Raw genomic sequence first — 26148 nt, forward strand, 5'->3', positions numbered from 1 at the left:
TCTAACATCTGATATCTCATATCTAAAATCTTATTCACAATCCTGTGGCAACGGTTTTTGCACCGCGTTCGCTAATGAGCTTTTCCCTTACTTTAATTTCGCGGAACAATTGAACCGGGTTTAAGGCTCCGCCTGCACGCAAACGGGCTTCGGCAACCAAAGCACGTGCATCGGTACGGAAAGCCTGCTGTAAAATTTCCTGCGCCCGCACCACGTCGTTTTGCTGCTGTGCTTCGGCCAGAGCTTTGCGATCTACCATCAGGGCCTGCGTATAAGCCAGCATAATGGCTTCTACCGATTGCAGCAAATCTTCTAACGGATCTTTTACGTTATGCGACGCGTCGATCATCCAGCCCAAACCGGTTGCATGATCCATGCCGCGGGCGTCCATACCTTCCACCAATTCGTTAAATATTAAAAATAGCTGATACGGCTTAATGCTGCCCGTTGTCAAGTCGTCATCGCCATACTTGGAATCGTTAAAATGGAAGCCGCCAAGCTTACCCTCCATCAGCAGCAGCGACACAATCTGCTCAATATTGGCGTTTGGCAGGTGATGCCCCAAATCGACCAGGGTATAAGCTTTTGGGCCTAATTTACTGGCGTACAGGTATGATTGCCCCCAGTCACCAACCGTGGTTGAATAAAAGTTAGGCTCAAAGGCTTTGTACTCCACAAACATTTTCCAGTTGTCCGGCAGAGCCGCGTATACTTCCTGCAAACTTTCGAGGGTGTTCTGAAACGCTTTACGGAAATTCAGTTGTCCGGGGAAACAGGAGCCATCGGCCAGCCAAACGGTTAATGATTCTGACCCTAACTCGATACCATGTTTTATTACCTCGATATTATGCTCGACGGCTTGTTTACGAACCGCCTTATCCACATGCTGCATGGAGCCGAATTTATAGCTCAACGCCTGCCCGGGCTGATCCTGGAACGTGTTGGAGTTCATGGCATCAAATTTCAGCTCATGCTGTGCGGCCAGCGCCTTGATGGCCGAAGCGTCTTTGGGAATATCCCAGGGAATATGCAGCGATATGGCTCCGCTTGAACGGTTCAGCCTGTGAAGCAAGCCGATATCTTCTATCTTTTCTTCCAGGTTACGGGGCTCTCCCCCACCCGAAAAACGCCCGAAACGGGTTCCGCCGGTTCCTAATGCCCAGCTGGGTATAGCTATCTGGAACTTAACCAGTTTGCTGATAATTTCTTCGGCATTGGCCACTTCTGAACGTATAAACGATAAACGCTGTTCGTGCTTTGATTGCAGCCCGCTATTGTGCTGATCTATCTGATATTTTTCTACTTGCATATCTTAAAGTTATAAGTTGTAGGTTATACGTTATAAGTGCCTGACTAAATACTATTTTTAAGTTGTACGTTATAGGTTTTACGTTATAAGTATCTAAACTACTAATTCCTGTTCTTATCGCGTAAACGCCATGGCTACGCCGCCATCCACGTTGATAATATTACCGGTAGATTTATTGAGCAAACCTCCTGTCAACGCGAAACATGCGTTAGCTATATCTTCCGGCAGGATGATCTCGTTCAGCAAGGTACGTTTGGCATAGTATGCGGGCAACTCTTCAACGGTAATGCCGTAGGCTTTGGCACGGCCTTCGGCCCAGCCACCGGCCCAGATGTTTGAATCGGCAATAACCGCATCCGGATTAACGGTATTTACCCGTATTTTATCGCTACCCAGCTCGGCTGCCAGCAAACGCGACAAATGTGCCTGAGCCGCTTTCGCGGAACCATACCCGGCATTATTCGGCCCGGCAACGATGGAGTTTTTGGAAACGATGTTGACAATATCACCACCGAGCTCCTGCTTGCGCAATACTTCTACTCCTGCCTTCGACACCATGAACTGACCTTTCACCAGGATATCGTACAGCTTATCCCAATCGGCAGTAGTATGGTCGGTGATGGGTTTGGAAATGCTGATACCGGCATTATTGACAATAATATCAATTCCGCCAAAAGCAAGCGCCGCGTCGGCAAATGCCTGCCGAATGGTGGCTTCGTTGGTTACATCCAGTATTACAGCGGCGGCCGTATCTTTCCCGAACTGTTTTTTAAACTCTTCGATGGCCGTATCTAAACGCTCCTGGTTAATATCGTTAATAATTACACAGGCGCCTTCCTGGGCAAATTTTTTAGCGATGGCCTTGCCGATTCCGCCGGCGCTGCCGGTTACCAGCGCAATTTTCCCCGAAAGGGCTTTGGGCTTTGGCATGCGCTGCAATTTGGCTTCTTCAAGCAGCCAGTATTCTATATCAAACGCTTCCTGGCGGGGTAGCGAGGTATACTCGGACACCGCTTCGGCGCCTTTCATTACGTTGATGGCATTGGTATAAAATTCGGCAGCCACCCGTGCGGTTTGCTTGTCTTTTGAGAAGGAGAACATGCCTACTCCCGGATACAAGATGATGACCGGGTTACGGTCGCGGATGGCCGGACTGTTGGGATGCTTGCAGGTTTCGTAATAATCGCTGTACATCTTGCGATAAGCATCAAAAGCGGGCTGCAAACGCTCTTTCAGGGCTTTAACATCCGATAAATCTTCATCAGGTTTTAGATCAAGCACCAGCGGACTGATCTTTGTACGCAGAAAATGGTCGGGACAGCTTGTACCCATAGGCGCTAAGCGGCCGAGATCGTTTGAATTGATAAATTCAAGCACCCGGCTATCGTCTGTAAAATGCCCGATCATGTGGCGCTCGCTGGAACAAAAACCGCGGAGAACCGGGGCCAATGCGGCAGCCTGCTTTTTACGATCGGCTTCTGCGAGACTTTGGATTTTCTGCCCGCCAAATACCGGACCTTTCTTGCCATAGTTTTGTTCCAGGTATTCGGCGCAGGTTTCTATTACTTCCAGCGTGTTTACATAGCTTTCGTAAGCGGTATCGCCCCAGGTAAATAAACCGTGCGAACCAAGCATGATGCCCCGTATTCCGGGATTTTCATCGAGACATTGTTTCAGCTTCAGCCCCAGGTCAAAACCGGGACGCTGCCATTCTACCCAGCCAATTTTACCGTTAAACAATTCCTGCGTAATTTTTTTGCCGTCTTTAGCTGCAGCAATGGCAATAGCGGCATCGGGATGCAGGTGATCGATATGCTTAAACGGCAAAAATCCGTGCAGCGGCGTATCGATAGACGGTGCTTTGGATGCCAGATCGTAAATACAATGATTAAACAGCTCGACCATTTCATCCTCATACGCTATTCCGCGATAAACGTTTTGAAGACTGCGCAAGCGGTCAACATACAATGCAGCCAAACCGCTGCGGGTTAACGTACCGATATCGCCACCGGAACCTTTAATCCACATTACTTCGGTTTCTTCTTCCGTAAGGGGATCTTTCGCCATCGCCTTACAGGAGGTATTTCCTCCGCCATAGTTGGTCAGGCGTAAATCGGCGCCTAACAGGTTAGACCGGTATATCAGCAGGGCAACCTCATCGCCGGCAAGCTTAGCGGCTTCGGCCTCGTCCCATAAATAGCTTACATGCTTAAATCGTGTGGTTTCAACAGACATCTTGTATAAAGTAAAAAGTTAAAAGTCAAAAATTAAAGGTTAAAAGTTGAGCAAAGTGACAGCCTAACTGTTTGTAATTAAAACTCAAAAACCAGTACTAGCTTCTTCGCTGTTCGTCAATCGTCATTCGTAAATCGTAAATCACAATGGTATTATTTAATTGAGTTTCCATAACCTACCAGTATTACCGATAAAATGATAACCAGTATACCTGCTACTACGGTTAAATATGTTTTTTTGCGTACACCGCTCCATTCCTTTAACACCAATCCCCATACATTGGCTATCAGGATGATAAAGGCCATGTGCAATATCCACGAGCTGGCGCCGTTGCCCAGTTTACTTTCGCCCATGCCATAGAAAAAGAATTGCAGGAACCAGGTTGTTCCGGCCAGCGCCGAAAAAATATAATTACGCAGCAGCGGAGTTTGCTTATTGGTATAATCGCCAAAGGTTTTGTTGCTGGCATTAAGTATCATACACCAGATAAAGTTGGTGGTCAAGCCGCCCCAAAGCAGCACCACATAGATCACATTGCTTTGAAACAGGGGATTGATACCGCTTTTTACGGCCAATTCTGACATGGGTTTGCCTGCCTCGATACCGAAATTAAAACAGGCGCTCAGCACACCGGAAACAATAGCTACTACTAATCCTTTAACAATGTCATAGTCTTTGTTGGCTTCGCCGGTGTCTTTTGCCAGGTCTTTTTCTTTCATCATGCCGGCCTTACCGCAAATAATAATGCCGAGTATGCACACGGCAACACCCAGCAGCACCATTTGTCCCCAATGGCTGTTTACTATCATGGTAATGGTATCTTTTCCCGGCTGGGGATAGATATCGTAATAAACAGACGGTATCAGCGCTCCAAAAACAGAGCATAAACCGAGAATAATAGAACTGCCGAGCGAAACGCCCAAATACCTGACACCAAGGCCATAAGTTAGTCCTCCAATACCCCAGAGCACGCCCATAAAATAAGTCCATCCTAATACAGAGGCGCTGGTTTGACGAATAAGATCGGCAAAACCGGGAATGGTGAGCCAGGCCGCCAATGGTGGAACGATCAGCCAGGAGAAAAGGCCGCCAACAATCCAGTAGCTTTCCCAGGCCCATCCTTTTACCTTTTTGTAAGGTATGTAAAAGCTTCCGGAGGCAAACCCACCGATAAAGTGAAAAATAACACCTAAAATTACCTGCATACGTTTAATTGGTTTTAATGGGGCAAAAATAGATAACTGCTTGCATCCGGCTGTCATGTACTGTCATGGTTAGTTGTTAGTTGTTAGTATTAGCCGGAGGCTTAAAAGTAGGAGAACGAAGCTGGAGCTTCGCTCTATCGGGCGAACGAAGCTGGAGCTTTGCCCTATCGGGATTGCTTATGTAAACTAATTTTTACAAAAGCGTGCTTTTTAAAAGTAAGACAGGGCCAGCGCATCTACTATCCTTATTGAGACAAATAAATTAAAATCACATCTATACTATGCCGAAGGCCCTATTGTGTTGGTATAGCTGTATATAAAAACGATGTTTCTATCCGCCGGTAACCGGGCAAGTTGGGGCCTAAATTTTTGATGCGTTTGCCATTGCAAGTAAGATTTGAAATTTCCAGTTCTGATAAATTGGAATATTTTTGTTAGTAAGAAGCGTAGTAATTGTGCTTATTAACAAGGCACTTAATTTTTCAACTTATGACCGTAGGCATTATTCTGACACTTTGTGCACTTGTTTTATTAGCATATATATTTGACTTTACATCATCAAAAACCAAAATTCCATCGGTAATTTTATTGCTGGCCTTAGGGTACCTGGTGAAACAGCTTTGTATTTTATTTGATGTTAACCTGCCCGATCTTCAGGGGGTTTTACCTATTCTGGGCACTATCGGACTTGTGCTGATCGTTCTGGAAGGTTCATTAGAGCTGGAACTGGATAAGGGCAAGCTCCCGCTGATCGGAAAATCGGTTATTGTAGCTTGTATCCCGATAATGATCATGGCCTTCGGGCTGGCTTTTGCATTACATTATGCCAGTGGTTATGATTTTAAATCCTGCCTGGCCAGTGCCATACCCCTATGTATCATCAGCAGTTCAATAGCCATACCCAGCGTAAGAAATTACGCTCCTGCCGACCGGGAGTTTGTTGTTTACGAGAGCAGCATATCGGATATTATCGGGGTGATATTTTTCAATTTCGTGGTATTGCATACCAACTTCGGCGCTATGGCTTTTGGCTCGTTCTTCCTGCAACTCTGTGTAATTATCGTGGTTTCGTTTGTTGCTACGGGTGCACTTTCTTTTTTACTTAGCCGCATAGATCATCACATTAAATTTGTGCCTATCATATCGCTGGTGATATTGATTCACGAGGTTTCAAAGATATTTAACCTGCCATCGCTGGTATTTATCCTGGTGCTGGGATTGTTTCTGAACAACCTGAATCGTATCAGGCACATTCACTGGATACAAAAGCTGAATCCGCGATTGCTGCGCCGCGAAATTCATAAGTTTAAGGAGATAACCATCGAAGCTACCTTTTTGGTGCGGGCGTTGTTTTTCCTGCTGTTTGGCTATGTTATTGAAACCCGCGAACTGATCAGCACCTCCACGCTGATATGGTCTGTAAGCATTACTGCCAGCATTTATGTGCTGCGGATAATTGTCCTGAAACTATCGGGCATAAAGCTGAACCCGTTGGTTTTTGTGGCTCCCCGCGGATTAATTACTATTCTGCTTTTTCTTTCGGTAAGCCCCAATTTACGTGTTCCGCTGATAGACCGCTCGCTGCTGATACAGATCATCATTATGACGGCCCTTGTGATGATGATCGGTTCGATGATGGCGAAAAAGGCTGTTGCTGTACAAGAGGAAGTAGTTGGTTAGTTGTTAGTTGTTTGGTTGATTAGTGATTAGTGATTAGTTTGTTATTAGTAGCCGGAGGCTTAAAAGTTTCTGAACGAAGCTGGAGCTTCGCTCTGTCATTTTTGTGAGTAGCGCTTACCTTTCAGGAGGTGCAAATGGCTGATTTCATATACAATCATTTTCTATTTATAATCAGTCCAAATAAACTTATATTTGCCGAAACTTTTAAAAATTGTTAACAGCAACGGGCAGTATTGTATCTATAAACCGGAAAACATTTGAGGATGTTTACAACTGCTATTGGGAAAAAGTTTATGCTGTTTGTTACAATAACATCCGTGATGTTGAAGTTGCCAAAGAAATGGTACAAGACATCTTCAAATCCCTGTGGGAACGCCGTGAAGAATTAGCGCTGGAGAATGTGGCAAATTACCTCATCCGCTCTGCCAAGCTCAAAACGTTTGAATTTATCAGGAACAAAACCACCAGGCAAAGAATTGATGAATTTAATTACCAGGGATGTGTAAATTCCAGCAATTGTACAGAAGAGCAGGTGCTGTTCAACGATTTAAAAGATAACGTTAATTTGCTGGTAGATACCCTGCCCTGCCAATGTAAACGCGTTTATAGAATGAGCCGGGAGGAAGGTTTAAGCAATAAAGAGATCGCTGAAAAATTGTTGATCTCTGAAAGGGCGGTAGAATACCACATTACAAAGGCTATGGGTATGCTGAAACAGAAACTGGCTGTTTTCAATAAATAAATAATAAGCACTTACGGAAATTGGATACTCATGCTACTACTCTTTAAAAGTATCGTAAATTAGCCTGATGAAAGTAAACGCCGATCTGCTGAGAAAATATCATAACAACCAATGTACGCCATCAGAGCGTATAGCGGTTGAAGATTGGTTGCTGAACAGCGAGGTTGATGCGTTAGCATTTCATACCGAAAAAGATAAGGATGTAATAAAAGATGCCATTTGGAAAGATGTAGCTTCCGTTTTGCCTCCTAAAGCAATTTCAACTGAACAACTTTTAAAACCTGCTGCTTATTATGTGTGGAAAGGGGCTGTAGCGGCAACATTGTTTATTGCGCTTTTGGGCTCGGCAATATATTATTTCAACCGTAACAGTGAAAAACCTGCGGGCTTTATGGTGTTTCGCAATACATCCGCGTTAAAGGTAAACCACATTAATTCCAGGTCATACAGCCTGACCATTGGCACCGAAACCTCGGCAGAAATTAACGAGCATAACGGTGTAATAGATTTAGCAGGTAGTATCCTGATTTCCCCAAAAAAAGATATCGAGCTAAAGTTTGATGACTCCAACAGCAAAGTGCACTTAAAAAAAGGACAAACTTATATTATTATTAACAGCAAATCGGGGAACCACAGCTTGATTGTGGTGAACGAAAAAAACCTGATCAACTTGTCTCCGGTTATCCAAAAAAAGCTTATCCAGGAATTTGACATCTAATTATCCCCGCTATTTTTCAATGAAAAGAACCATTGCCTGGCAGTTAAGCACCGTTGTTTTTGTTTTATTGTTGGGTATCCTGCTTTTTGCGGCCTGCAAAAATCCATCTTCACGTGCGGATAAACCTCAAAAATACAGCCTTCATCTTATGGATATGGATGCGAGGGAATATATCGTAACTACAGATGATCTGGATAGCGGCCTGATCAAGCCCGAAGAGGTAACCGAAGCTTTGCCGGATACTATTTCCAGAAATATTATTGTAAAAAATGGCTATTACTATTCGTTACAGCGCAAGTCGGATATTTTAACCCGGTACGCATTGAAAGACCGCAAGCTTTTCCCGATCGGCCATTTACAGCTGCATAATTTCAGCCTGGAAAATTTTTTGTGGTTCGGCCGGGACTCTCTGCTGCTGAGCGGTTTAAACTATTCATCAGACACGGCAAAATATTACCTCATTGATACTAAAAACATGCAGGTACTGGCTAATGGATTACTGGATATAGAAAAGCCAACAGGAAAATTTGTTTCAACCTCTATCGGATTTGTAGAAAAAAGAAAGGATACGCTTTTTGTTGGCTATACGTTTCATCCGCCAATACAAGGGGCCAGCTACACCTCCAGCGATACCATGTATGTTTCCCGGTTGGTTTATCCTGAAATGAAAAGCATCGGCCTCCAAAAAGAATGGCGCTCAACCTATCCGGGAGGTATTAATAATGTACAGCATAATGAGTTTACGGATGAGCATGGCGATTTCTACTTCATGTCTTGCCCTGGTATTGCTATGGGCAACCGTCCCGACTTACCAACCGCTGTTTTCAGGATCAAGGCGAACAGCTCCATCGTTGACCCGGATTATTTTTTCAATCTTTCTTCATCAGTTATCCACAACCATGCCTATGGTTTATGGTATATCGGGCACGGGAAGGCTATTGTTCGTTCAGAACGGAAGGATCTGTATAAAGGACTGTCCGACCATTGGAGCACCCCGCATTTTGAGTTTTACGTATTGGATATTATCCATCAGAAAGTAATTAAAAAACTGGATCTGCCTTTAGATAAAGGAACCCGCAAAGAGTGCATACTGGTAAAAGGCGATAACGTGTACATCGCGGTGAACTCCCCTACCGACGGGAACTACATCTGGAAGTATAATCTCAAAACAGAACAGCTTACCAGGGGCCTGCAATTGGGCGGCGTATCCGCTTTTATTGTCCGTTTGGACCGGTTACAATAAACTTGTTTAAACTTTTTATTTCCACATATCCGCTTCTATGTCCGTTGAGACAGGTTTACTATATTAATTTAGACTTATTTTAAATTTTTCATTTCCGACCTTCGGAAAAAGGCGAGTTGTGCTACTATGCCTAAAAAAAGTACAACTTAATGTTCCGGTTTACAACACTATTATCTTTTATTTTTATCATCCTGGTAGTATCGGCTAACGCACAACAACATGCCCGCATTTCGGGCTTCGTAACAGACAGCATTGGCCCTGTTAGCGGCGCTTCAGTAATTATTAAGGGAACCAAAACAGGAACTACAACTGATAATAAGGGATATTTTGAGCTAAACAACGTCGCTACCGGCACGCATGTTATGGTAATATCCATAGTAGGATACCAAACGCAAAACAGGCAGGTTACTATCAGGAATAACGAGAAGCAACACCTAAACATCGTACTTACCAATACATCTCAATTACTTAACAATATTAACGTTACAGGGAAAACCACTACGCAAACTATAAAGGAATCGGCTTTTGCCGTAAACGCTATCGATACCTGGAAGTTTGCCAATACTACTGCCGATCTGAACCAGATCCTTAACAAAAGCACGGGCGTACACATTCGCGAACAGGGAGGTTTGGGCTCTAACTTCAATTTCTCTATCAATGGGCTTTCGGGGAAACAGGTTCGTTTCTTTTTAGACGGCATCCCTATGGATGATTTCGGCGGCGGTATGTCACTTAATAATATTCCGGTTAACCTTGCCGAACGCATCGAAGTATATAAAGGTGTGGTTCCTATAGAATTGGGCTCTGATGCGCTTGGCGGAGCGGTTAATGTTATTACCGACCAGCACACTAAAAAATTTCTTGATGCCAGCTTTAGCTACGGTTCGTTCAATACCAGCAGGGCTGCGCTATCTGGCAGGCTAACAGACGATAAAACCGGCCTTATTTTCAGTTTCAGTGGTTTCCATAACTATTCAGACAATAATTATTTAATGCGTAATAATCCGAAAAACGATGCCGAGATCAAAGTAATTGAAAACAATGAATTTGTATATAAAGACGTACGCCGTTTTCACGATGCTTACCGTTCTTCTATGGGGCAGGTCGAGGCCGGGCTCAACAACAGATCCTGGGCGGATAAGATCAGTCTTGGCTTTGTTTATTCTAATCTCTATAAAGAACTGCAAACCGGGGCCAGCCAGAACAATGTTTATGGAGCGGCATATCAGAAAGGGAATTTTTACATGTCTTCGCTAAAGTATAAAAAGAATGACTTTATACTTAAAGGGCTTTCCGCAAACATCGCGGCAAACTTGTCTATAGACCGTTCTGATGTTGTTGATACGTCTTCTTATGTTTATGGCTGGGGAGGGATCATCCGATCTGAAACTATTGCCGGCGAATTGAGGGATGTTAAAACGCTTACCCACTGGAAAAATATTGCGGCAATTGTCAGAGCTAATTTTACCTATAAAATTAACGACAACCAGAATCTGAACCTGAGCTACACCTTCAACCGTTTGGCAAGGTCATCAAAAGAAGAGCTGCGCCGGGAAGAACAAAATCCTTTTTACCGGCCTAATTACTTCACCAAAAACGTGGCGGGTCTGGCCTATCAGCACAATTCATTTAACAACAGGTTCACCAATACGCTTTTCGCAAAATACTTCGGGCTCAATATACTGGCAAGAGAAGTTGTTTTTGTTACCCAGCAAGACCCTTACCGGAGAAGGGATACCACCAGCCATAAAGGCTATTGGGGTTATGGGCTGGCATCGAGATATAAGCTTACGGAAAATGCCGGAGTGAAATTTTCTGCTGAACATGCCTACCGGCTACAGGAACAGGAGGAGTTTTTTGGCGACGGCATCAGTGTAGCCGCTAACATAAAGCTGCAGCCGGAAGAAAGCGACAATATCAATTTGGGTGCGTATTACAGCCTGCCATTGGGCAAACATAAGTTTTCGGCAGAAGGCGGCGCTTTTTACAGAAATGTTAAAAACCTGATATTCTCCACGCCGGGAGGTAGATTTTCTACGTATTCCAATGTAGGGATAGCCCGTGTAACAGGGCTTGAGGGCGAGCTGGGTTACAGGTACAACAAGCTGCTTGACTTCACAGTGAATGCAAGCTACCAAAACGCCATCAATAACCGGAAAATAAATCCACTTACAGGAATGGAAGATCCTGTGTACGGAGATCGCATACCTAACCAGCCCTGGTTCTTCGGTAATGCCAGTTTGGGTTTAGGGCAAGACAACCTGATAGGAAAAAATACCCGGTTGCAGCTGAACTACTCGGTAAACTACATACACTGGTTTTACATTTCATGGGAGAGCTTAGGCAGCCGCGAATCAAAGAACAAAATTCCTACGCAACTCATACATAATGTCTCATTGTCCTATTCTTTAAAGAATGGCAGATACAATATCTCTATAGAATCTTTCAACATAACTAATGAGTTGGCCTATGATAATTTCAGATTACAAAAACCAGGAAGGTCTGTATTCTTCAAACTAAGATATTTTATTAAATAAATTTTCAATTCAATAAAACCCCAATATCATGTTCTTAAAAAACAAAACCCTGATCATTGCATTTGCCGCCGTTTTATTTGGCTTTACAGCATGTAAAAAAGATAAATCTGATCCAACAGATGAAGCTCCGACAGAAAAAACGTATGGTTTCCTGGTCACCACCGGCACACCTGCCACCACTTATGTGGTACAAACCGGTTCCCTAACCGAAGGAACACTAACTACTGTTAACAATGGTGTTGCCACAACACTGTCTGTATTTACTTCCAGAGATGGCTATTACTATGCAATAGATTACAATTCAACAAGCCTGGTTAAGTTTACCTCCAATAATAAAACCAATACCATAGTTAAAGAAACCCCTTTTACACAAATACAAATGGCAGGCTGGTCTGGTTTCTTTGCCTGGAAAGACAGCAAAACACTGGTAATGCTTAATCTCAATAACAACAGGTTTGAATATGCGGAGCTCAATGTAGAAAGCATGAGCATTACCAGAAGCGGCGAAATTAATATTCCGGCACCGGCTGTTACAGGAGATTCCTACTGGGGATGCAATGCCGTATTTGTAGGTAGTAAGCTCTATATCACTTATATGAAACTGGTAAAAGCCAATAATGACCTGCCAGATAAAGCTTATGTTGCCTCTATGGATTACCCTAATGTAACCAACGTTACTATAGACAGCGATGACCGGTTTAATTATCCAAGTCCTTATGGTTTATACACACAAAGTAATTTGGTATACAATGGCTCGGCTTATTTCATCACTTCGCCTACTTTCTGGGCAGTTGGCAACATCGGCAGCCCTAATGGCATTTACAGGGTGTTAAACGGTAGCTCACAAATAGACGACAGCTATTTCTACGAGCTTACCGATCCGAATAAAGAAGAAACCATTGGTTTATATGATCTTGGCAATGGAAAAGCGATTGTTAAAATACTGGATAAAACCCTGATCACCTCTTACGACGATTACAGTGCTGTAAATGCTGCCAGCTACTATGCAGTGGATTTTATTAACAAAAGCAAAACACGCATTAATATACCGGTCAGCAGAAATGGCGCATACCAATGGAACGTGCTGGTAGATGACGGTAAAGCTTACATTGCTACCAACGCAGGCGACGGTTATTATGTATATGAATACAACCCTGCAACTTCAACCGTAACCAAAGGTTTGAAGCTGGAAGGTGTAGACAATGTTGCCAGGATATACAGAATTAAGTAATATTATGTATTAACAATAAGGGGCTGTACCATTCGTCTACAGCCCCTTTATAGTTTTAAAATTCCTGTTTTGTTCATACTTCTAAAAAAAATAAACGCCTGGCTCCATCTTTGGTTAGGATTGTTTTCCGGAATTATCGTATTTATTCTGGGTATCACCGGTTGTATATTGGTTTTCGAGCAGGAGATCAGGAGCATCAGTGAGCCCTGGCTGCATGTAGCAAAGCCAGCCGATGACACTTACCTGCCGCCATCCGTACTTTATAAGAAAGTACAGAAGCATTTTCCCGGCAAAGAACTTTCTTCAATGTGGTATCATGGAAAAGAAAGAACAGCACATTTCAACCTTGGTCATGATTCACTGGTTTATATCAACCCTTACACTGCCGAGATCGTCGCAGTTGTACATCACGAAGATTTTTTTCACTTTATAGAAGATGGGCATTTTCACCTGTGGCTTCCCGAAGCTATTGGAGAGCCAATTGTAGGTTGGGGAACATTTGTATTCTTTGTCCTTTTGATAACCGGACTTATTTTATGGTGGCCCAAACAATGGAATAAAAAATATATAAACAGCAGTTTTAAGATAAAATGGGGTGCAAAATTTAAGCGCCTGAATTATGACCTCCATAATGTACTTGGTTTTTATACCATTATCATCTCGCTGGTTTTTGCTTTAACAGGTTTGATCATGAGCTTTCCATGGTTCTCTAACGCTTTCTTTGTGGCTACCGGAGGCACCGTAAAAGAGCGTATCATATCTAAATCTGATACCACGGTTAACCCCTCGGTGGTACCCCTGTCGCAGGTGGATGCCGCCTGGAAAAAAGGGATCACAGAAATCGGGGAATATAACAAAGACGCCATCATTTTATCTTTCCCTAAAAAAGCGTCGGATGTAATTTCGCTGTGCGTAGATATGCACAACGGCACCTGGCGCTACGTAAATCTGGATCAACACACATTACAGCCGGTAGCATCTACCCAGAAAAAAATGAAAGAAGAAGATCTTGCATCTTACTTAAGACGTTCTAACTATACTTTTCACGTTGGCGCTTTTGGTGGCTTGTTTACCAAAATCCTGTTTTTCTTCGCAAGTTTAGTTTGCGCCAGCTTACCCCTTACCGGTTTTTATATATGGTGGGGCAGAAGAAAAAAACCGAAAACAAGAAGCAAAAAGCTGAACCGGAAACTCGCTTTATCAAACGCATATCTCTAAATTGTGTTTTCTCCGCTTTCGTTTGCTTATAAGGTCTTAGTTGTTTGGTTGGTTAATATCAGCCGGAGGCTTAAAAGTTTCTGAACGAAGCCGGAGCTTCGCTCTATCGGGGCTGTAACACCTTGCTATTTTAGTCTTTTGATTACCTGATCTTTAAGTGTTTCTGTACCATAAGTTTTTCCCAAAACCGGGCTCTATTTTGATTCATTCTAAATGTTCCCGATGACCTTTTTTTGACATTTTTATAATTTCTCTTTCCATACTTTTGCGCCAATCTTAAAAAATGGGTTATTTTTTAAGAAATTATTAACACTAATTAAAATTTTCATGAAGAGAGCATTTTTATTTTTAGGATTGGCAATCAGTGGATTAGCCGTACAAGCACAGGATTTTAAACCAGCCAAAGGTGATATTACTACCGAGTTTGGTCTGACCGGAGGAATTAACAGCACTAACTTTACACTGAACGAAAGCGCAACAGGCGGACTTTTGCGTTTCCGTTACTTCCAAAGCGAAGGTTTAGCTTACCGCTTAGGTTTTAACGTTTCTTCTTCAAGTGATAAAACAAATGTATATGGCCCCAACGATGAAAAAGGTACATTGACTCAAAGCCAGACTGTATTTGTAGTTAACTTAGGTGTTGAAAAGCACTTTGCAGGTACAGAGCGTCTTTCTCCTTATGCAGGCGGCGATATCTTAATTGGCGCTATGTCGCAAAAAGATAAGGCTGAAGATTATGCAGGAGGTGCTTATGCTGCTAATACCAATTCAGAAGTTAAAGGCCCCGGAACTTTCGGCTTTGGCCTTCGTGGTATTGTAGGTGCTGATTACTACATTGCTAAACATTTATTTTTAGGTGCAGAGGCAGGTTTCGGTTTCTTATATGCTAAAGAAGGTGAGACTAAAACTACTGCCAGTGGCACTACTACAACTGTTAAATCTGCCGGAAGCAACTTTGCTTTAAGCCCAAGCGTTATTACCGGTGTTCGTATCGGATTTGTTTTCTAAGACAGAGACATGATCAATCTTATAAAATCCCGAAACTGTTATACGGTTTCGGGATTTTTTGTATTCATGTTTTACAATCATTTTATGAAAAAGCCGTGGCTGTATTTTTAACATCCTTAGGCAAATAACCAAATTTCTTCTTAAAGGCTACAGAAAAGTGATTGGGATTTTTATACCCAATCTGACGGGCTATTTCGGCAATTTTAACATAATTGTCCTCTTTTAATAATCCCATAGCTTTATTCATACGCTCATCAGCCAGGTAACCATAAATCGTATTACCAAAAACTTCCTTAAAGCTATGCTGTAATTTTGTACGATTCATACCCGCAAGACTGGCCAAATCCTGTATAGAATGCGGGTTACTTAGATTTTGCAGCAACAATTCTTTAACATAATGAATACGCTCAATATCATCCTTCTTCAAAACGGTTGAGTTACCGCTTTTCTTAAAGGTCATTTGTTCTACCTGAAGCGACAGTAACTCTAATAACTTCCCTTCAATAAATATTTTCTTTAACGACCCTACAAAATGGCAATGATACATTTCCATCAATATACTGCGAATCCTGGCAGTAACCGGAAAGCTTTTGCCACCCAGCATCACCGGACGCTCTTTCCCGATCTGTACCACCCAATACACCGAAAGCCAGCCTGGACAGCCTGTTGCATAAGGTAAGCCTGATGCATCCGCAAAAAGTAGTGCGTTATATTTTTTGGGACGATGATGAGCCTAACCAGGTTATGATGGACGTAGCACCAAGCATGACAGCTCCGCCTGATAGCAGTAAATATGTTGTTTTGGATGAACGTACCGGCGAAATACTGAGCCGGCCTGTGCTGAACAAAGGCTTTATGTATATCATGCTCCAGCTGCATACTGATATGTTTGCCGGTATTGGCGGAAAGTTGTTTCTGGGCTTAATGGGTATACTGTTTATCATCGCTATCATTTCGGGCGTGATGCTGTACGGCCCCATCATGAAAAAGTATGATTTCGGTATGATCAGAAGCGATAAATCACGCCGTCTGAAATGGCTGGATATGCATAACCTGCTGGGCATTGTAGCCCTGGCCTGGACCCTGGTTGTTGGTGTAACCGGCGTAATAAATACCTTGCATGATGTAGTGCTCGGGCTGTGGCAGCAAGGACAACTGGCCGAAATGGTAGCGCCATATAAAAACGCCAAACCGGTAACCGGAAAACTCAGCTCATTAGACGAAGCGCTAAAAGTATCGCATAATGCTGCACCCGAAATGAAAGCATCCCTCATTACATTTCCCGGTACTATATTTTCAAGCAAGCACCACTATGCCGTATTCATGAAAGGCCAGACACCGGTTACATCACGGCTTTTAAAGCCGGCACTGGTAGACGCAAAAACCGGCGTGCTTACCGACCTCCGGACGATGCCCTGGTACGTAAATACCCTGTTCCTGTCGCAGCCCCTGCACTTCGGCGACTATGGCGGAATGCCACTCAAGATCATCTGGGCATTGTTTGACATCGCAACTATCGTAATCCTGATTAGCGGACTATACCTGTGGATAGCACGTATTAAAGCATCAAAAGCCCAGCTTGCCCGTCTTGAGGAAAAACAAACAGAATTGGCATAAATCTAAATCAATGAAAACAGAAAATTTATTCTTAAAAGTTTGGGGTATCCCGGTAATTCTGGCCATATTGAGTATTTTCGGGCTGTTATCCGCTTTAATTGGCGACAATTTCTGGGATGTATTATCCTGGGTAACCCTGGGGATCCCTGTTGCTGTCATGGCCTGGTTCCTGATTAAAAAGAAAGGTAACCGCGTTAAAGGCAATTACAAAACAGATTTTGTTGACGTTTAAGACCGGATGAGTATTTGCACAATACTATTTTGAAAAGCAAAGCCGGTAGCTTTTCGGCACCGGCAATCCTGCTTTCCGTTCATACGCCTGCAGCCTGCCCCGATACCTCGCGGGGCATTCCACACAGGCCGGTATCCACTGCAATCAGGTTTAAATAACGCAAGACAGTAGATTATCGGTTTTTTGAAAAAGCTGATTATTTACCTTATCCGTATTTCCCACTAAAATTCATCAGGCTCCCTTTCGGGGATATATTCTCCTGTCAGGGCCACTTCTCCGCTTTCCGGGTTAACCGCAAATTCAACAGTCATTTTAGCATCATCGGTATAATCCAGGTCGGCACAGGCATTAAACAACCCAATGGTATAATGCACGATGAAGCTGCCTCTACCCTGCCCATCAATATACAACGAGCTTTTATCTATGGTAATACCTGACACCCGCTCCCGGCTGCTGAAATGGTAAGCCATCAGCAATTCGCTGAGCTTATCCAGGTTTGCTGATAATAGCTCGTACACCCGGTTTCCGCAATCTAACCCTTTCGCGTCACTGCTATAAAAACTGACTGTCTCCTGCATGATATAAACTTAAGTACACTGAAAATCCCGGATCAAGATTACCAGTTTGCCCATTATCAACTATCCATTGTCCCTTGTCAACTGTCCATTGTCCATTATCCACTGTCAACTATCCATTGTCCATTATCCACTATCCACTGTCCATTGTCAACTATCCATTGTCCACTGTCCACTATCCATTGTCCACTGCTTAATGTCCCACCGATCCCCTGCCAACTTCAACTGTCCCGGTAATCTGTTTTGAACAGAAATAACCAAAATAGGCAATATACAGGTAACAAACCAGCGGCAATATCAACGAAACCTGTACACCAAACAAATCGGCGATACCACCCTGAATCAACGGGATCAATGCTCCGCCCAATATGGCCATCACCAGCAACGACGAACCCTGGCTGGTATATTTTCCCAAACCGGAGATGGAAAGTGTGAAAATGTTCGACCACATAACCGAGTTAAATAGCCCGATGCTTAGCAGTGCCCACATCGCTACCGAACCGGTATTAAATACCGCAGTTAGCAATAATATCACGTTGATCAGCGCAAAAATCACCAATGTTCTGGCAGCAGCCGAGCGTCCCACGAAAAAGGCAATCAGGTTTAAAACAATGAATATAATAAAGGTGCTTATCTGCTGAAAGCTCAGGTTAACAATGCTGAATATCAGCAGGAAAATCACAACAGCTATTCCAACCATATATCCGGCCTTTTTCGATGCAGATAAGGCATTATTTAATGCTACAGCTCCCAGAAAGCGACCGATCATAGCTCCGCCCCAGTAAAGCGCCAGGTAGTTTTTTGCAACAGCCTCGGTAAAGCCGCCTATTTGTTCCTGTCCCAAAAAGCTGATCATAAAGCTACCAATAGCAACTTCGGCCCCTACGTAAAAAAATATTCCGAATATGCCCAGCTTAAGCTGCGGAAATTTCAGAGCGCCCAAACCACGTTGCTCAGTTTCTTCGGTGCTGAACTTGGGGAGCTTGGCCTTATAAATAAACAGGGCAAGCAACAGAAACAACCCCGCAAATACCAGGTAAGGCAGCTTAGTAGAATCAGGAGAAAGATTTCCATCTTTCGCAAAAAACTCGAAAATAAAATATCCCCCAATAACCGGCGCAATGGTTGTACCGAACGAGTTAAAAGCCTGTACCAGATTTAAACGGCTGGAAGCCGTTTCCTCGCTTCCCAACAAGGATACATACGGATTAGCTGCTATCTGCAATACTGTAAAGCCAAGTCCCAGAATAAAAAAGGCTGCCAGAAACAAGCCGTATAAGGATAACGCCGCCGCAGGATAAAACAACAAACAGCCTAATGCCGATATAAATAAACCTAGCAGAATGCCATTTTTATAACCGATCTTATTGATCGGGTCGGTTTTGTAATAAGATATGATAAAATAGATTACCGAGCCGGTAAAGTATGCGCCAAAAAAGCAAAACTGCACCAGCATGGCCTTAACATAGGTTAGCTGAAACAGCTCTTTTAAATGTGGGATCAGAATGTCGTTCATACAGGTGATAAATCCCCACATAAAAAACAAAGAAGTTAGCGTAGCTAACGATGAATTGTGATTGGCAGGTTTTTCCATTGAATTTAAGTGTATAATGGTTAATCGTTTTAGCATTGCAAATAAACGATTCTGCTCCGCAAAAACAAAATAATTCTAACTGCAGCTACGGGATTGGCCCGCTATCAGGTTCTTTAGTATTGGTTGGTATTTTTACCAGGCAATGCTGCAAATACAAAAAATCAATTTATATTGATCTTTCAAAAAGCCAATCAGCGTTTGAACCAGGCAAAGACACCAGAGCCCTTTTGGGCGAAACCCGTACCTTACTGGTACCAGACATTAGAAAGCTCGGCCAACGGCCTTACCCGGCGTATTGCTCAGCAAAAAGCCGATGGAATAATGACGTCCAGGGCAAAACCCGCTTTTGTAAAAGATATCTCGCTCTTTTTGACACAGTTTAAAAGCCCGTTAATGCTTTTGCTTATTGGTGCCGTGTTGCTGTCCGCATTTTTGGGCGATATTTCAGATACCCTGATCATTCTATTTATTTTGCTGGCCAGCGGGCTGATCAGCTTCTTCCAGGAGCTTAATGCCAATAAGGTAGTTGAAAAGCTACAGGCAATAATCACACTGAAAAGCTGTGTTATCAGGGAGGGCGCTGAACAGGAAATCCTGGCATCGCAAATTGTGCCGGGAGATATCCTGCATATCAATGCCGGAGACATTATTCCCGCCGATTGTTTACTCATTGAGGCCAACGAGCTGAATGTTAATGAAGCCAGCTTAACGGGAGAATCTTTCCCGGTAAGGAAGACCCCGGAGACAGTGAGCGAAAGTGCTGCGCTTGCCCAAAGAACCAATTGCTTATGGCAGGGCACTAACGTTGTAAGCGGCAGCGGTAAAGCCATTATTATCCACACCGGAAAGGATACTGTTTTTGGAACAGTTATAAAGAGTGCCGCCAACGTTGTGGAAACTTCGTTTGAGAGTGGCTTAAAAAAGTTCGGGTTCCTGCTTATGCGAATCACGCTGGTATTAAGCGTATTCATTCTCATCGTTAACCTCATTAACCACAAAAGCCTGATCGACTCCGCGTTATTCTCATTAGCGCTTGCGGTAGGCATGGCACCTGAATTGCTGCCTGCCGTTACTACCATTGCCATGAGCGCCGGAGCGAAACGGCTCCTGAATAAAAAGGTAATTGTCAAAAAGCTGAATTCCATTCAAAACCTGGGCGAGATCACCTTACTCTGTACAGATAAAACGGGAACTATTACAGAAGGAGTGATTGAAATTGAAGATATTGTAGATCCACAAGGAAATACTTCTGATTTTGTAAAGAATCTCTCTTACTGGAACGCTTTTTTTGAAACCGGCTACTCAAATCCCATCGATGAAGCGCTCAAGCAAAAACCTGTAACCTATGACACTGTTCCGCAAAGGATAGGCGAGATACCCTATGATTTTACCCGGAAAAAATTAAGCATCGCCATAGACACCGGAAAAGAAAAGCTGCTGATAAGCAAGGGAGCATTTGCGCAATGTCTTGAAATCTGTACTACCGTCCGGATGCCGGACGGCAGCATTGAGGATATCTCCGGGCACAGGCAGCAAATAGAAGCCAGTTTTGAACAGTTTGGGAATAAAGGGATCAGGGCAATTGCCGTTTGTTATAAACCTATCAGCGGTCATGATATATCAAAGGCCGATGAAGCAGCCATGATATTCTGCGGGTTTATCCTGATGAAAGATCCTGTTAAACAGGGCGTAAGCGGCGCAATTCATGAATTACAGCAATTAAACATAGATCTCAAAATTATTACAGGCGATAATAAAGTTATTGCACGGTCTGTGGCCCAGGAGATCGGCATTGAAAACCCTATTGTTGTTACCGGGCAGGAACTGCTGCAAACAGATACCGCATTACTTGCTGAAAAAGTTAAGCAGGCACATATCTTTTCGGAGGTAGAACCGCAGCAAAAAGAGCAGATCATACAGGCATTACGTAATACACATTCGGTAGCTTACATGGGCGACGGTATAAACGATGTATCGGCAATTAACGCCGCCGACGTTGGCATTTCTGTTGATAATGCAACCGATGTTGCCCGTGAAGCCGCAGATTTTATCCTGCTGGAAAAGAACTTATCGGTTATAGCCGACGGTATCAGGGAAGGAAGAAAAACCTTTGCCAATACCTTAAAATACATTTACATCAGCACCGGATCAACCTTCGGGAACATGTGCAGTGTGGCGTTCGCATCGCTCCTGCTCCCCTTTCTCCCCATGCTGCCCAAACAGATCCTTCTCACTAATTTTCTTACAGACTTTCCTTTTCTGGCCATACCATCAGACAATGTTGATGACGAACAAACTGCCTTACCCGGGAAATGGGATATGAAGCTGATAAAAAACTACATGCTTGTATTCGGTATTCACAGCTCTGTATTTGACCTGATCACTTTTTGTACGTTATTATTCTATTTACGTTTGCGTGAAGTGAGGTTTCAGACCGGCTGGTTCATTGAATCCATATTTACCGAACTGCTGATCTTTTTCATTATCCGTACACGGCATAAATTTTTTAAAAGCAAGCCTTCGGCCGGCATTACCTTACTAAGCTTCGCCGCATTGATCATGACTATTGCACTGCCTTATGTACCCTTTACCAAAGAATTAGGATTTGCTCCTTTATCTTATACTCAGCTTATGCTGATACTTCTCATCGTTGCAACGTATGTAATCACTGCCGATATATTGAAGGTGTGGTTCTTCAGGAAACACCGGATAGCATTAAGTGAAAAGTAGAAAGCCGAGAGATCTACCTGAAATTTATAGACAAAACTTCCGGAAAAATACCAGAAGGGATGGTAAACTACCTGTTATATTACAGCGACTCTAAAAACGCCACCAATGCATCCCTGTCTTTTTTAGACAACTGGGCAAAATTATTCTTAGCGGTCTCAGCCTCTCCCCCATGCCACATAATGGCTTCTAACAGATTTCTGGCCCGTCCGTCATGCAGGAAATTGGTGTGGTTATTTACCTTTTGAGTTAACCCGATGCCCCATAAAGGTGCTGTTCTCCATTGCCTGCCGGAAGCATCAAAATCGGGACGGTTATCCGCCAACCCTTCACCCATATCGTGCAGCAGCAAATCGGTATAAGGATGGATAAGTTGATTGCTGATCTGTGGAAATGCTACATTAACCTGGGTTCTTAAATCAGAAACATGGCATTTTATACACCCTGTTTTGGCAAATAGATTTTTCCCCTGAATCACAGTCGGATTGGTTACATTACGCCTGACTGGCACAGCCAGGGTTTTAACATAAAATTCAACGCTGTATAATAAACTGTCGGCCAGTTCATAAGAAGCAGAGCCCGGATTGCTTGAAAACTGGGTTTGGCCTTCACTGCTTTCTTTGGGGAATAACAGGTTCGTGATACCCATATCGCCATTATAGGCAGCTGCAACCTGTTGTAATATAGAAGGCTGATTAGCTTTCCAGCCGAACCGGCCCAATACTTTCTGTTGCTTTAGTACATCCCAAACATAATTTGCCTGTCCTTTAATTCCATCGTGGTTGGTGTCATTCGGGTCCGCCATTTTTAGAATATCCGCTTCACTGACCGCTTCCAGCAAACCCAACCCGAATACGGGTGCGGCTACCCTTGGCGACAGCAGCACATTGGAAGGAATTGCTGTATACAGGTTAATGAACTTATAATCAGGTGTTCTTAAGCTACAAGTGGTTCCATCAGAAAATGTATAGATATGTTCGGTATAGGTTATTGAAACATCCCCTTCGGGAGATAGGCCCAACGTACTTCTGGGCTGAAGCTGGTCACCAAAATTAGGTACAGGAACAGGATTACCGTGTTCGCCGGTTCCGGGTATGCTGATCCTGAACAGCATATTGGCAGCAGATTCTCCTGTTCCCGGTACTTTACCTCTGCCATCAGAAACGTGACAGGATATACAGGATACATTGTTATAAATTGGACCAAGGCCTGGGTTTAAGGGGGCGGGGGCCGTAACAAAGGTGGCAGAAAACTGGCCATCGCCAACTTCATGCACCCTATTCTGTACGGTGGTCATTCCGCTGAACATGTGCGAAAATGAGCCGCTCCCACCATCAAATGCTGTCTGACTTCCCCCGCTCAACCATTCTGATTCGGGATTATCTATTGGCATCTGCATTTTGCTACAGGCAAGCTGAAAAAAAATAACAGCCGCCAGTATAGCTAACAAGGCCTTGGTTGTTTTTCGCATTATTGAACCTGTTGCTGTAAGAATGGTTTTAGCTTTCCATCCAGTACTTCTTCAAATTCTGCAATTTTATCCATTGCGTTTTGAATTTTGGTAGGCTCTGCGGTAATTGCCTGTCCAAATGGTACCGAAATTGCTCCCAATGCAGAAATAGCTGCAGTGTATTTGCTTTTTATTTCGGTGTCTAAAGAGAGATTCTTTAAACGTACCAGGTCCTCGATCCCTTTTCCATCTACAATGAATTTACCCTGGTACATAGCCATTACGCCTTTAATATTATTGGTAAAATCAACAATGGAGTTTTTTGCAAACGGGCTTTCTTCTTTAGAAGGATCTGCTGAGTCAAAAGGTTCTTTCAGTTTAGAATCGGCAACTTCACCACAGATATCGCTCATGGCATCAACTAATTGTATAAAAGCATCTTGCTGTGTGGCAAATTCTGTAGAGCCATTACCCGCGGTTGAAAGCTGGACGTTATAACCATTGCTCCAGGTATTTTTCACACTGGTTGTCAGCTTAACAAGATTCTGGGTAAGGCTTGTTAAATACTCTTTTTCCCTTGCGGTGAAAGATGTGGCTGTTTTATTGCCATTTACGCCCCATAATAAATATTCAATGGGATGAAAGCCTTTCAGGGCATCGTCAAGGTTATCTACATACGCTTCTGTCAGTACAGCGCTGCTGTTTAATATCTGATCTAACTGGGTAAAGTCAACCGGCCAGGTATCAATTCTCGGGTCGATCAGGTCTGCCTCTACCGGGCCAAACAACCAGGCTTCTGATTGTTCCCAGGTTACACGCATATTTTTCCATGCGGTACGTGCAGCGGTCAGGTTGGCATCGTTGGTAGTAGTTGTCAATGCAGTAACCGTGGACTGTAAAGCGTTGGCTTTATCCAGCATATCTACATACGAGTCGGTACAAACATTGACTGAAATGTCTTTTAAAATCTCTGTTTTTAATACCGTAACATCTGTGCCCTTATCTTTATTCTTTTTACAGGCGGGGGCAACCAGTATCACCGGTATCATTACCATCAGTGAAGTTTTAAATGCTTTTTTCATACTTTTTTATTGAGATAAACTGTTATATTGTTATTTATTAAAGCTGTTTTATACCGCGTAAGGGGTTTTAAAGCCGGTTCTTTTATCACGTTGCCTTCCAGGTCAAACTGGCTTCCATGTGCATTGCAGAAAATCTTACTGTCTGTGGGCGTTAGTGCATACCCCTCATGAGTGCACATAAGCAGCAGCGCATTGTACGAAGCATTATTTTTTACCAGCAGGATATCATTGTCTAAATGGTCGCTTCTCAATACCAGCATTTTAGTTTGCTCCGTAAATTTGTCAGCAGGAACCACCAATGTATTATCCGGTGTGTTGCCAAGCTTAACGACTTGCAACGGTGCTGAACAGGCTTCGAGCAACGTAGCAATGCCGGTCAATCCCATACAGGCAATACAGCCTTTTTTGATAAAATCCCGTCTGTTCACCATCTCACTAAAAATTATATGCTACACCCAGATTGATAAATCCATCGTTTTTGTAATAGAAAACTTGTTTAGGAAATGGGGTAACAATTAAAGCTGGATTGAAATCTCCTGTATTTAGCTGGGTATAATCAGCCTTTATGGCAATACCCCTGATTGGTTTATAGGTTAAACCAGTAATGAAGTATTGTTTCTGATTGGCTTTATTTTCAATACCGTTGCCGGGTATTTTGCCGTTCAGGTTTACGTATTCATAACGTCCAAAAACGATCAATGACTTTTCATTGTGATACCTGTTGTAAAGCAAGTCATACCCTAACTCACCGTAACCCCCATACATAGTTTCGGGCGTGTTATTAGCATAGGCCCGGTTAATATCTGCCGCATTTTTTATATTGACGATAGTGCCAATTACTCTTACAGAAACACCGTTTTTGCTATATACCACGTTGGCCTCTCCCAGCGTTACGGGATTTCCAAATGGCCCGGCATCTAATAGTAAGCTATCTGCTACCCGTTTCTCTTCAGCCGTTGACCCTCCCATGTAGCCGGAAACCTGTATTCTAAAATCTTTGATATAATAAAGCAATGCCGCACTTACACCCAGGTTTAACCCCTGAGCGGCCTGCCCAAGCTGCCTGCCCCCGGCTATACCATCGGCGCTGTTAAAGTTGGCCGACCGTAATCCGTTGGTCAATGAAAGGCTGTAGTTTAATCCCTGAACGCCTCTTACCTGTCCGTATAATCCCAAACCTACCTCACGCCAGGTGGATGGAATGATCTGCTCTTCCAGGTATGGTCTGTCTACACCGTTAAAGGTGGTTGGTAAATGGTTTTCATTAAGATAACCAATTCGCGGGATGAACAGACCGGCAACAATATAGGTAGCCGGATTAAGGTTGAACTTTAAGAACGCCTGCTCCATAGCAACCCCACCTTTGCCACCACTAACCTCGTCTGAAGCAGCTCCGGCAACTAAGGCATTTTCTACCTCCAGTTCACTGAAAAATGAAATGTTCTTGCTGAATTTGTGGCCTACAAAGAGCACCACTCTCCTAAGACTGGCTTCGGCACTTTTTCGTTTCGTGTCAATACCGTATTTGGCTTCTCCATAACCTGAAAGTACCGTGGTCTGGCTTTTGCTGACCAGGCCAACCGCCAGTGAATCTTCAGGGGTTAATACCTGGCCGGTACCGGTTAAACTAAATACTAATAAAGAGCATATAAGTAGAGATGATGCGTAAAGTTTGGATTTCATGTATGTATTAAAGCGGCAAATTTATATATTTTTTTTAATTGTATTTATTCTAAATACAAATT

General features: G+C 43.3%; 21 protein-coding genes. 11 read left to right on the plus strand and 10 right to left on the minus strand.

Annotation, left to right across the window (positions count from 1 at the left end):
• Positions 1-34: 34 nt before the first annotated feature.
• From FW774_RS11670 to rhaT, 3 genes are all read right to left on the minus strand, one after another.
• Positions 35-1309: a sugar isomerase gene (locus tag FW774_RS11670; RefSeq protein ID WP_149348343.1), complete on the minus strand. Its 1275-nt coding sequence runs from the start codon at positions 1307-1309 to the stop codon at positions 35-37.
• Between the two features lie 114 nt (positions 1310-1423).
• Positions 1424-3544, minus strand: a complete 2121-nt coding sequence (locus FW774_RS11675) for a bifunctional aldolase/short-chain dehydrogenase (protein ID WP_149348344.1) — start codon at positions 3542-3544, stop codon at positions 1424-1426.
• Between the two features lie 152 nt (positions 3545-3696).
• Positions 3697-4749 (minus strand): L-rhamnose/proton symporter RhaT, encoded by a 1053-nt coding sequence (rhaT, locus tag FW774_RS11680; protein WP_149348345.1) that lies wholly within the window; start codon positions 4747-4749, stop codon positions 3697-3699.
• A 489-nt stretch (positions 4750-5238) separates the two neighbouring features.
• Between rhaT and FW774_RS11685 the strand changes: the two genes are divergently transcribed.
• The 8 genes from FW774_RS11685 to FW774_RS11720 all read left to right on the plus strand — a co-directional run bounded on the left by FW774_RS11685 (position 5239) and on the right by FW774_RS11720 (position 15126).
• On the plus strand, positions 5239-6429 hold the full coding sequence (locus FW774_RS11685) for a sodium:proton antiporter (RefSeq protein WP_149348346.1): 1191 nt from the start codon (positions 5239-5241) through the stop codon (positions 6427-6429).
• Between the two features lie 211 nt (positions 6430-6640).
• Positions 6641-7171: an RNA polymerase sigma-70 factor gene (locus FW774_RS11690; RefSeq protein WP_149348347.1), complete on the plus strand. Its 531-nt coding sequence runs from the start codon at positions 6641-6643 to the stop codon at positions 7169-7171.
• Positions 7172-7238: 67 nt separating this feature from the next.
• Complete coding sequence (locus FW774_RS11695) at positions 7239-7889, plus strand: hypothetical protein (RefSeq protein ID WP_149348348.1); 651 nt, start codon at positions 7239-7241, stop codon at positions 7887-7889.
• Between the two features lie 19 nt (positions 7890-7908).
• Complete coding sequence (locus FW774_RS11700; protein WP_149348349.1) at positions 7909-9132, plus strand: hypothetical protein; 1224 nt, start codon at positions 7909-7911, stop codon at positions 9130-9132.
• A 149-nt stretch (positions 9133-9281) separates the two neighbouring features.
• The gene (locus tag FW774_RS11705) at positions 9282-11669 is read left to right on the plus strand and encodes a TonB-dependent receptor (RefSeq protein WP_149348350.1); all 2388 of its coding nucleotides are present in this window, start codon (positions 9282-9284) and stop codon (positions 11667-11669) included.
• A gap of 28 nt (positions 11670-11697) precedes the next feature.
• Positions 11698-12900: a hypothetical protein gene (locus FW774_RS11710; RefSeq protein WP_149348351.1), complete on the plus strand. Its 1203-nt coding sequence runs from the start codon at positions 11698-11700 to the stop codon at positions 12898-12900.
• 69 nt (positions 12901-12969) lie between these two features.
• A complete protein-coding gene (locus tag FW774_RS11715) occupies positions 12970-14118 on the plus strand; it encodes a PepSY-associated TM helix domain-containing protein (protein ID WP_242457803.1) in 1149 nt (382 codons plus the stop codon).
• 327 nt (positions 14119-14445) lie between these two features.
• Complete coding sequence (locus tag FW774_RS11720) at positions 14446-15126, plus strand: hypothetical protein (RefSeq protein ID WP_149348352.1); 681 nt, start codon at positions 14446-14448, stop codon at positions 15124-15126.
• Between the two features lie 82 nt (positions 15127-15208).
• Here FW774_RS11720 and FW774_RS11725 read toward each other — a convergent pair whose 3' ends face one another.
• Entirely contained in the window at positions 15209-15769 is a 561-nt protein-coding gene (locus FW774_RS11725) for a helix-turn-helix transcriptional regulator (RefSeq protein ID WP_149348353.1), read from the minus strand.
• 23 nt (positions 15770-15792) lie between these two features.
• Between FW774_RS11725 and FW774_RS11730 the strand changes: the two genes are divergently transcribed.
• Positions 15793-16743 (plus strand): PepSY-associated TM helix domain-containing protein, encoded by a 951-nt coding sequence (locus tag FW774_RS11730; protein WP_197739845.1) that lies wholly within the window; start codon positions 15793-15795, stop codon positions 16741-16743.
• Between the two features lie 10 nt (positions 16744-16753).
• Positions 16754-16975: a hypothetical protein gene (locus FW774_RS11735; protein ID WP_149348354.1), complete on the plus strand. Its 222-nt coding sequence runs from the start codon at positions 16754-16756 to the stop codon at positions 16973-16975.
• A gap of 221 nt (positions 16976-17196) precedes the next feature.
• Here FW774_RS11735 and FW774_RS11740 read toward each other — a convergent pair whose 3' ends face one another.
• Together FW774_RS11740 and FW774_RS11745 are read right to left on the minus strand one after the other, a co-directional pair.
• Positions 17197-17553 carry a hypothetical protein gene (locus tag FW774_RS11740; RefSeq protein WP_149348355.1) on the minus strand — a complete coding sequence of 119 codons (357 nt, stop codon included), beginning with the start codon at positions 17551-17553 and terminating at the stop codon, positions 17197-17199.
• A 190-nt stretch (positions 17554-17743) separates the two neighbouring features.
• On the minus strand, positions 17744-19180 hold the full coding sequence (locus FW774_RS11745) for a sugar MFS transporter (protein WP_242457804.1): 1437 nt from the start codon (positions 19178-19180) through the stop codon (positions 17744-17746).
• A gap of 135 nt (positions 19181-19315) precedes the next feature.
• On the opposite strand from FW774_RS11745, the gene mgtA reads away from it, so the two are divergent.
• On the plus strand, positions 19316-21874 hold the full coding sequence (gene mgtA, locus FW774_RS11750; protein ID WP_242457805.1) for a magnesium-translocating P-type ATPase: 2559 nt from the start codon (positions 19316-19318) through the stop codon (positions 21872-21874).
• A gap of 79 nt (positions 21875-21953) precedes the next feature.
• On the opposite strand, the gene FW774_RS11755 is transcribed toward mgtA, so the two are convergent.
• From FW774_RS11755 to FW774_RS11770, 4 genes are read right to left on the minus strand one after another with little or no spacing between them, the layout of a single operon-like run.
• Positions 21954-23342: a di-heme oxidoredictase family protein gene (locus FW774_RS11755; protein ID WP_197739846.1), complete on the minus strand. Its 1389-nt coding sequence runs from the start codon at positions 23340-23342 to the stop codon at positions 21954-21956.
• Positions 23342-24403, minus strand: coding sequence for an imelysin family protein (locus tag FW774_RS11760; RefSeq protein ID WP_149348356.1), 1062 nt, complete (start codon positions 24401-24403; stop codon positions 23342-23344). The genes FW774_RS11755 and FW774_RS11760 overlap by 1 nt, the downstream gene beginning before the upstream one ends.
• A complete protein-coding gene (locus tag FW774_RS11765) occupies positions 24400-24834 on the minus strand; it encodes a ubiquinol-cytochrome c reductase iron-sulfur subunit (protein WP_149348357.1) in 435 nt (144 codons plus the stop codon). Before FW774_RS11765 ends, FW774_RS11760 begins: the two co-directional genes overlap by 4 nt.
• A gap of 4 nt (positions 24835-24838) precedes the next feature.
• The gene (locus FW774_RS11770; RefSeq protein WP_149348358.1) at positions 24839-26086 is read right to left on the minus strand and encodes a hypothetical protein; all 1248 of its coding nucleotides are present in this window, start codon (positions 26084-26086) and stop codon (positions 24839-24841) included.
• Positions 26087-26148 lie beyond the last annotated feature (62 nt).

It is taken from the genome of Pedobacter sp. BS3 (genome assembly GCF_008274585.1).
Classification (GTDB): domain Bacteria; phylum Bacteroidota; class Bacteroidia; order Sphingobacteriales; family Sphingobacteriaceae; genus Hufsiella_A.

Coding starts and splice junctions, on each gene's coding strand:
- FW774_RS11740 (WP_149348355.1), bottom strand. CDS start 17,553: ATGCAGGAGACAGTCAGTTTTTATAGCAGTGACGCGAAAGGGTTAGAT.
- FW774_RS11770 (WP_149348358.1), bottom strand. CDS start 26,086: ATGAAATCCAAACTTTACGCATCATCTCTACTTATATGCTCTTTATTA.
- FW774_RS11745 (WP_242457804.1), bottom strand. CDS start 19,180: ATGCTAAAACGATTAACCATTATACACTTAAATTCAATGGAAAAACCT.
- FW774_RS11755 (WP_197739846.1), bottom strand. CDS start 23,342: ATGCGAAAAACAACCAAGGCCTTGTTAGCTATACTGGCGGCTGTTATT.
- FW774_RS11670 (WP_149348343.1), bottom strand. CDS start 1,309: ATGCAAGTAGAAAAATATCAGATAGATCAGCACAATAGCGGGCTGCAA.
- FW774_RS11720 (WP_149348352.1), top strand. CDS start 14,446: ATGAAGAGAGCATTTTTATTTTTAGGATTGGCAATCAGTGGATTAGCC.
- FW774_RS11735 (WP_149348354.1), top strand. CDS start 16,754: ATGAAAACAGAAAATTTATTCTTAAAAGTTTGGGGTATCCCGGTAATT.
- FW774_RS11685 (WP_149348346.1), top strand. CDS start 5,239: ATGACCGTAGGCATTATTCTGACACTTTGTGCACTTGTTTTATTAGCA.
- FW774_RS11710 (WP_149348351.1), top strand. CDS start 11,698: ATGTTCTTAAAAAACAAAACCCTGATCATTGCATTTGCCGCCGTTTTA.
- FW774_RS11675 (WP_149348344.1), bottom strand. CDS start 3,544: ATGTCTGTTGAAACCACACGATTTAAGCATGTAAGCTATTTATGGGAC.
- FW774_RS11765 (WP_149348357.1), bottom strand. CDS start 24,834: ATGGTGAACAGACGGGATTTTATCAAAAAAGGCTGTATTGCCTGTATG.
- FW774_RS11705 (WP_149348350.1), top strand. CDS start 9,282: ATGTTCCGGTTTACAACACTATTATCTTTTATTTTTATCATCCTGGTA.
- FW774_RS11700 (WP_149348349.1), top strand. CDS start 7,909: ATGAAAAGAACCATTGCCTGGCAGTTAAGCACCGTTGTTTTTGTTTTA.
- rhaT (WP_149348345.1), bottom strand. CDS start 4,749: ATGCAGGTAATTTTAGGTGTTATTTTTCACTTTATCGGTGGGTTTGCC.
- FW774_RS11695 (WP_149348348.1), top strand. CDS start 7,239: ATGAAAGTAAACGCCGATCTGCTGAGAAAATATCATAACAACCAATGT.
- FW774_RS11760 (WP_149348356.1), bottom strand. CDS start 24,403: ATGAAAAAAGCATTTAAAACTTCACTGATGGTAATGATACCGGTGATA.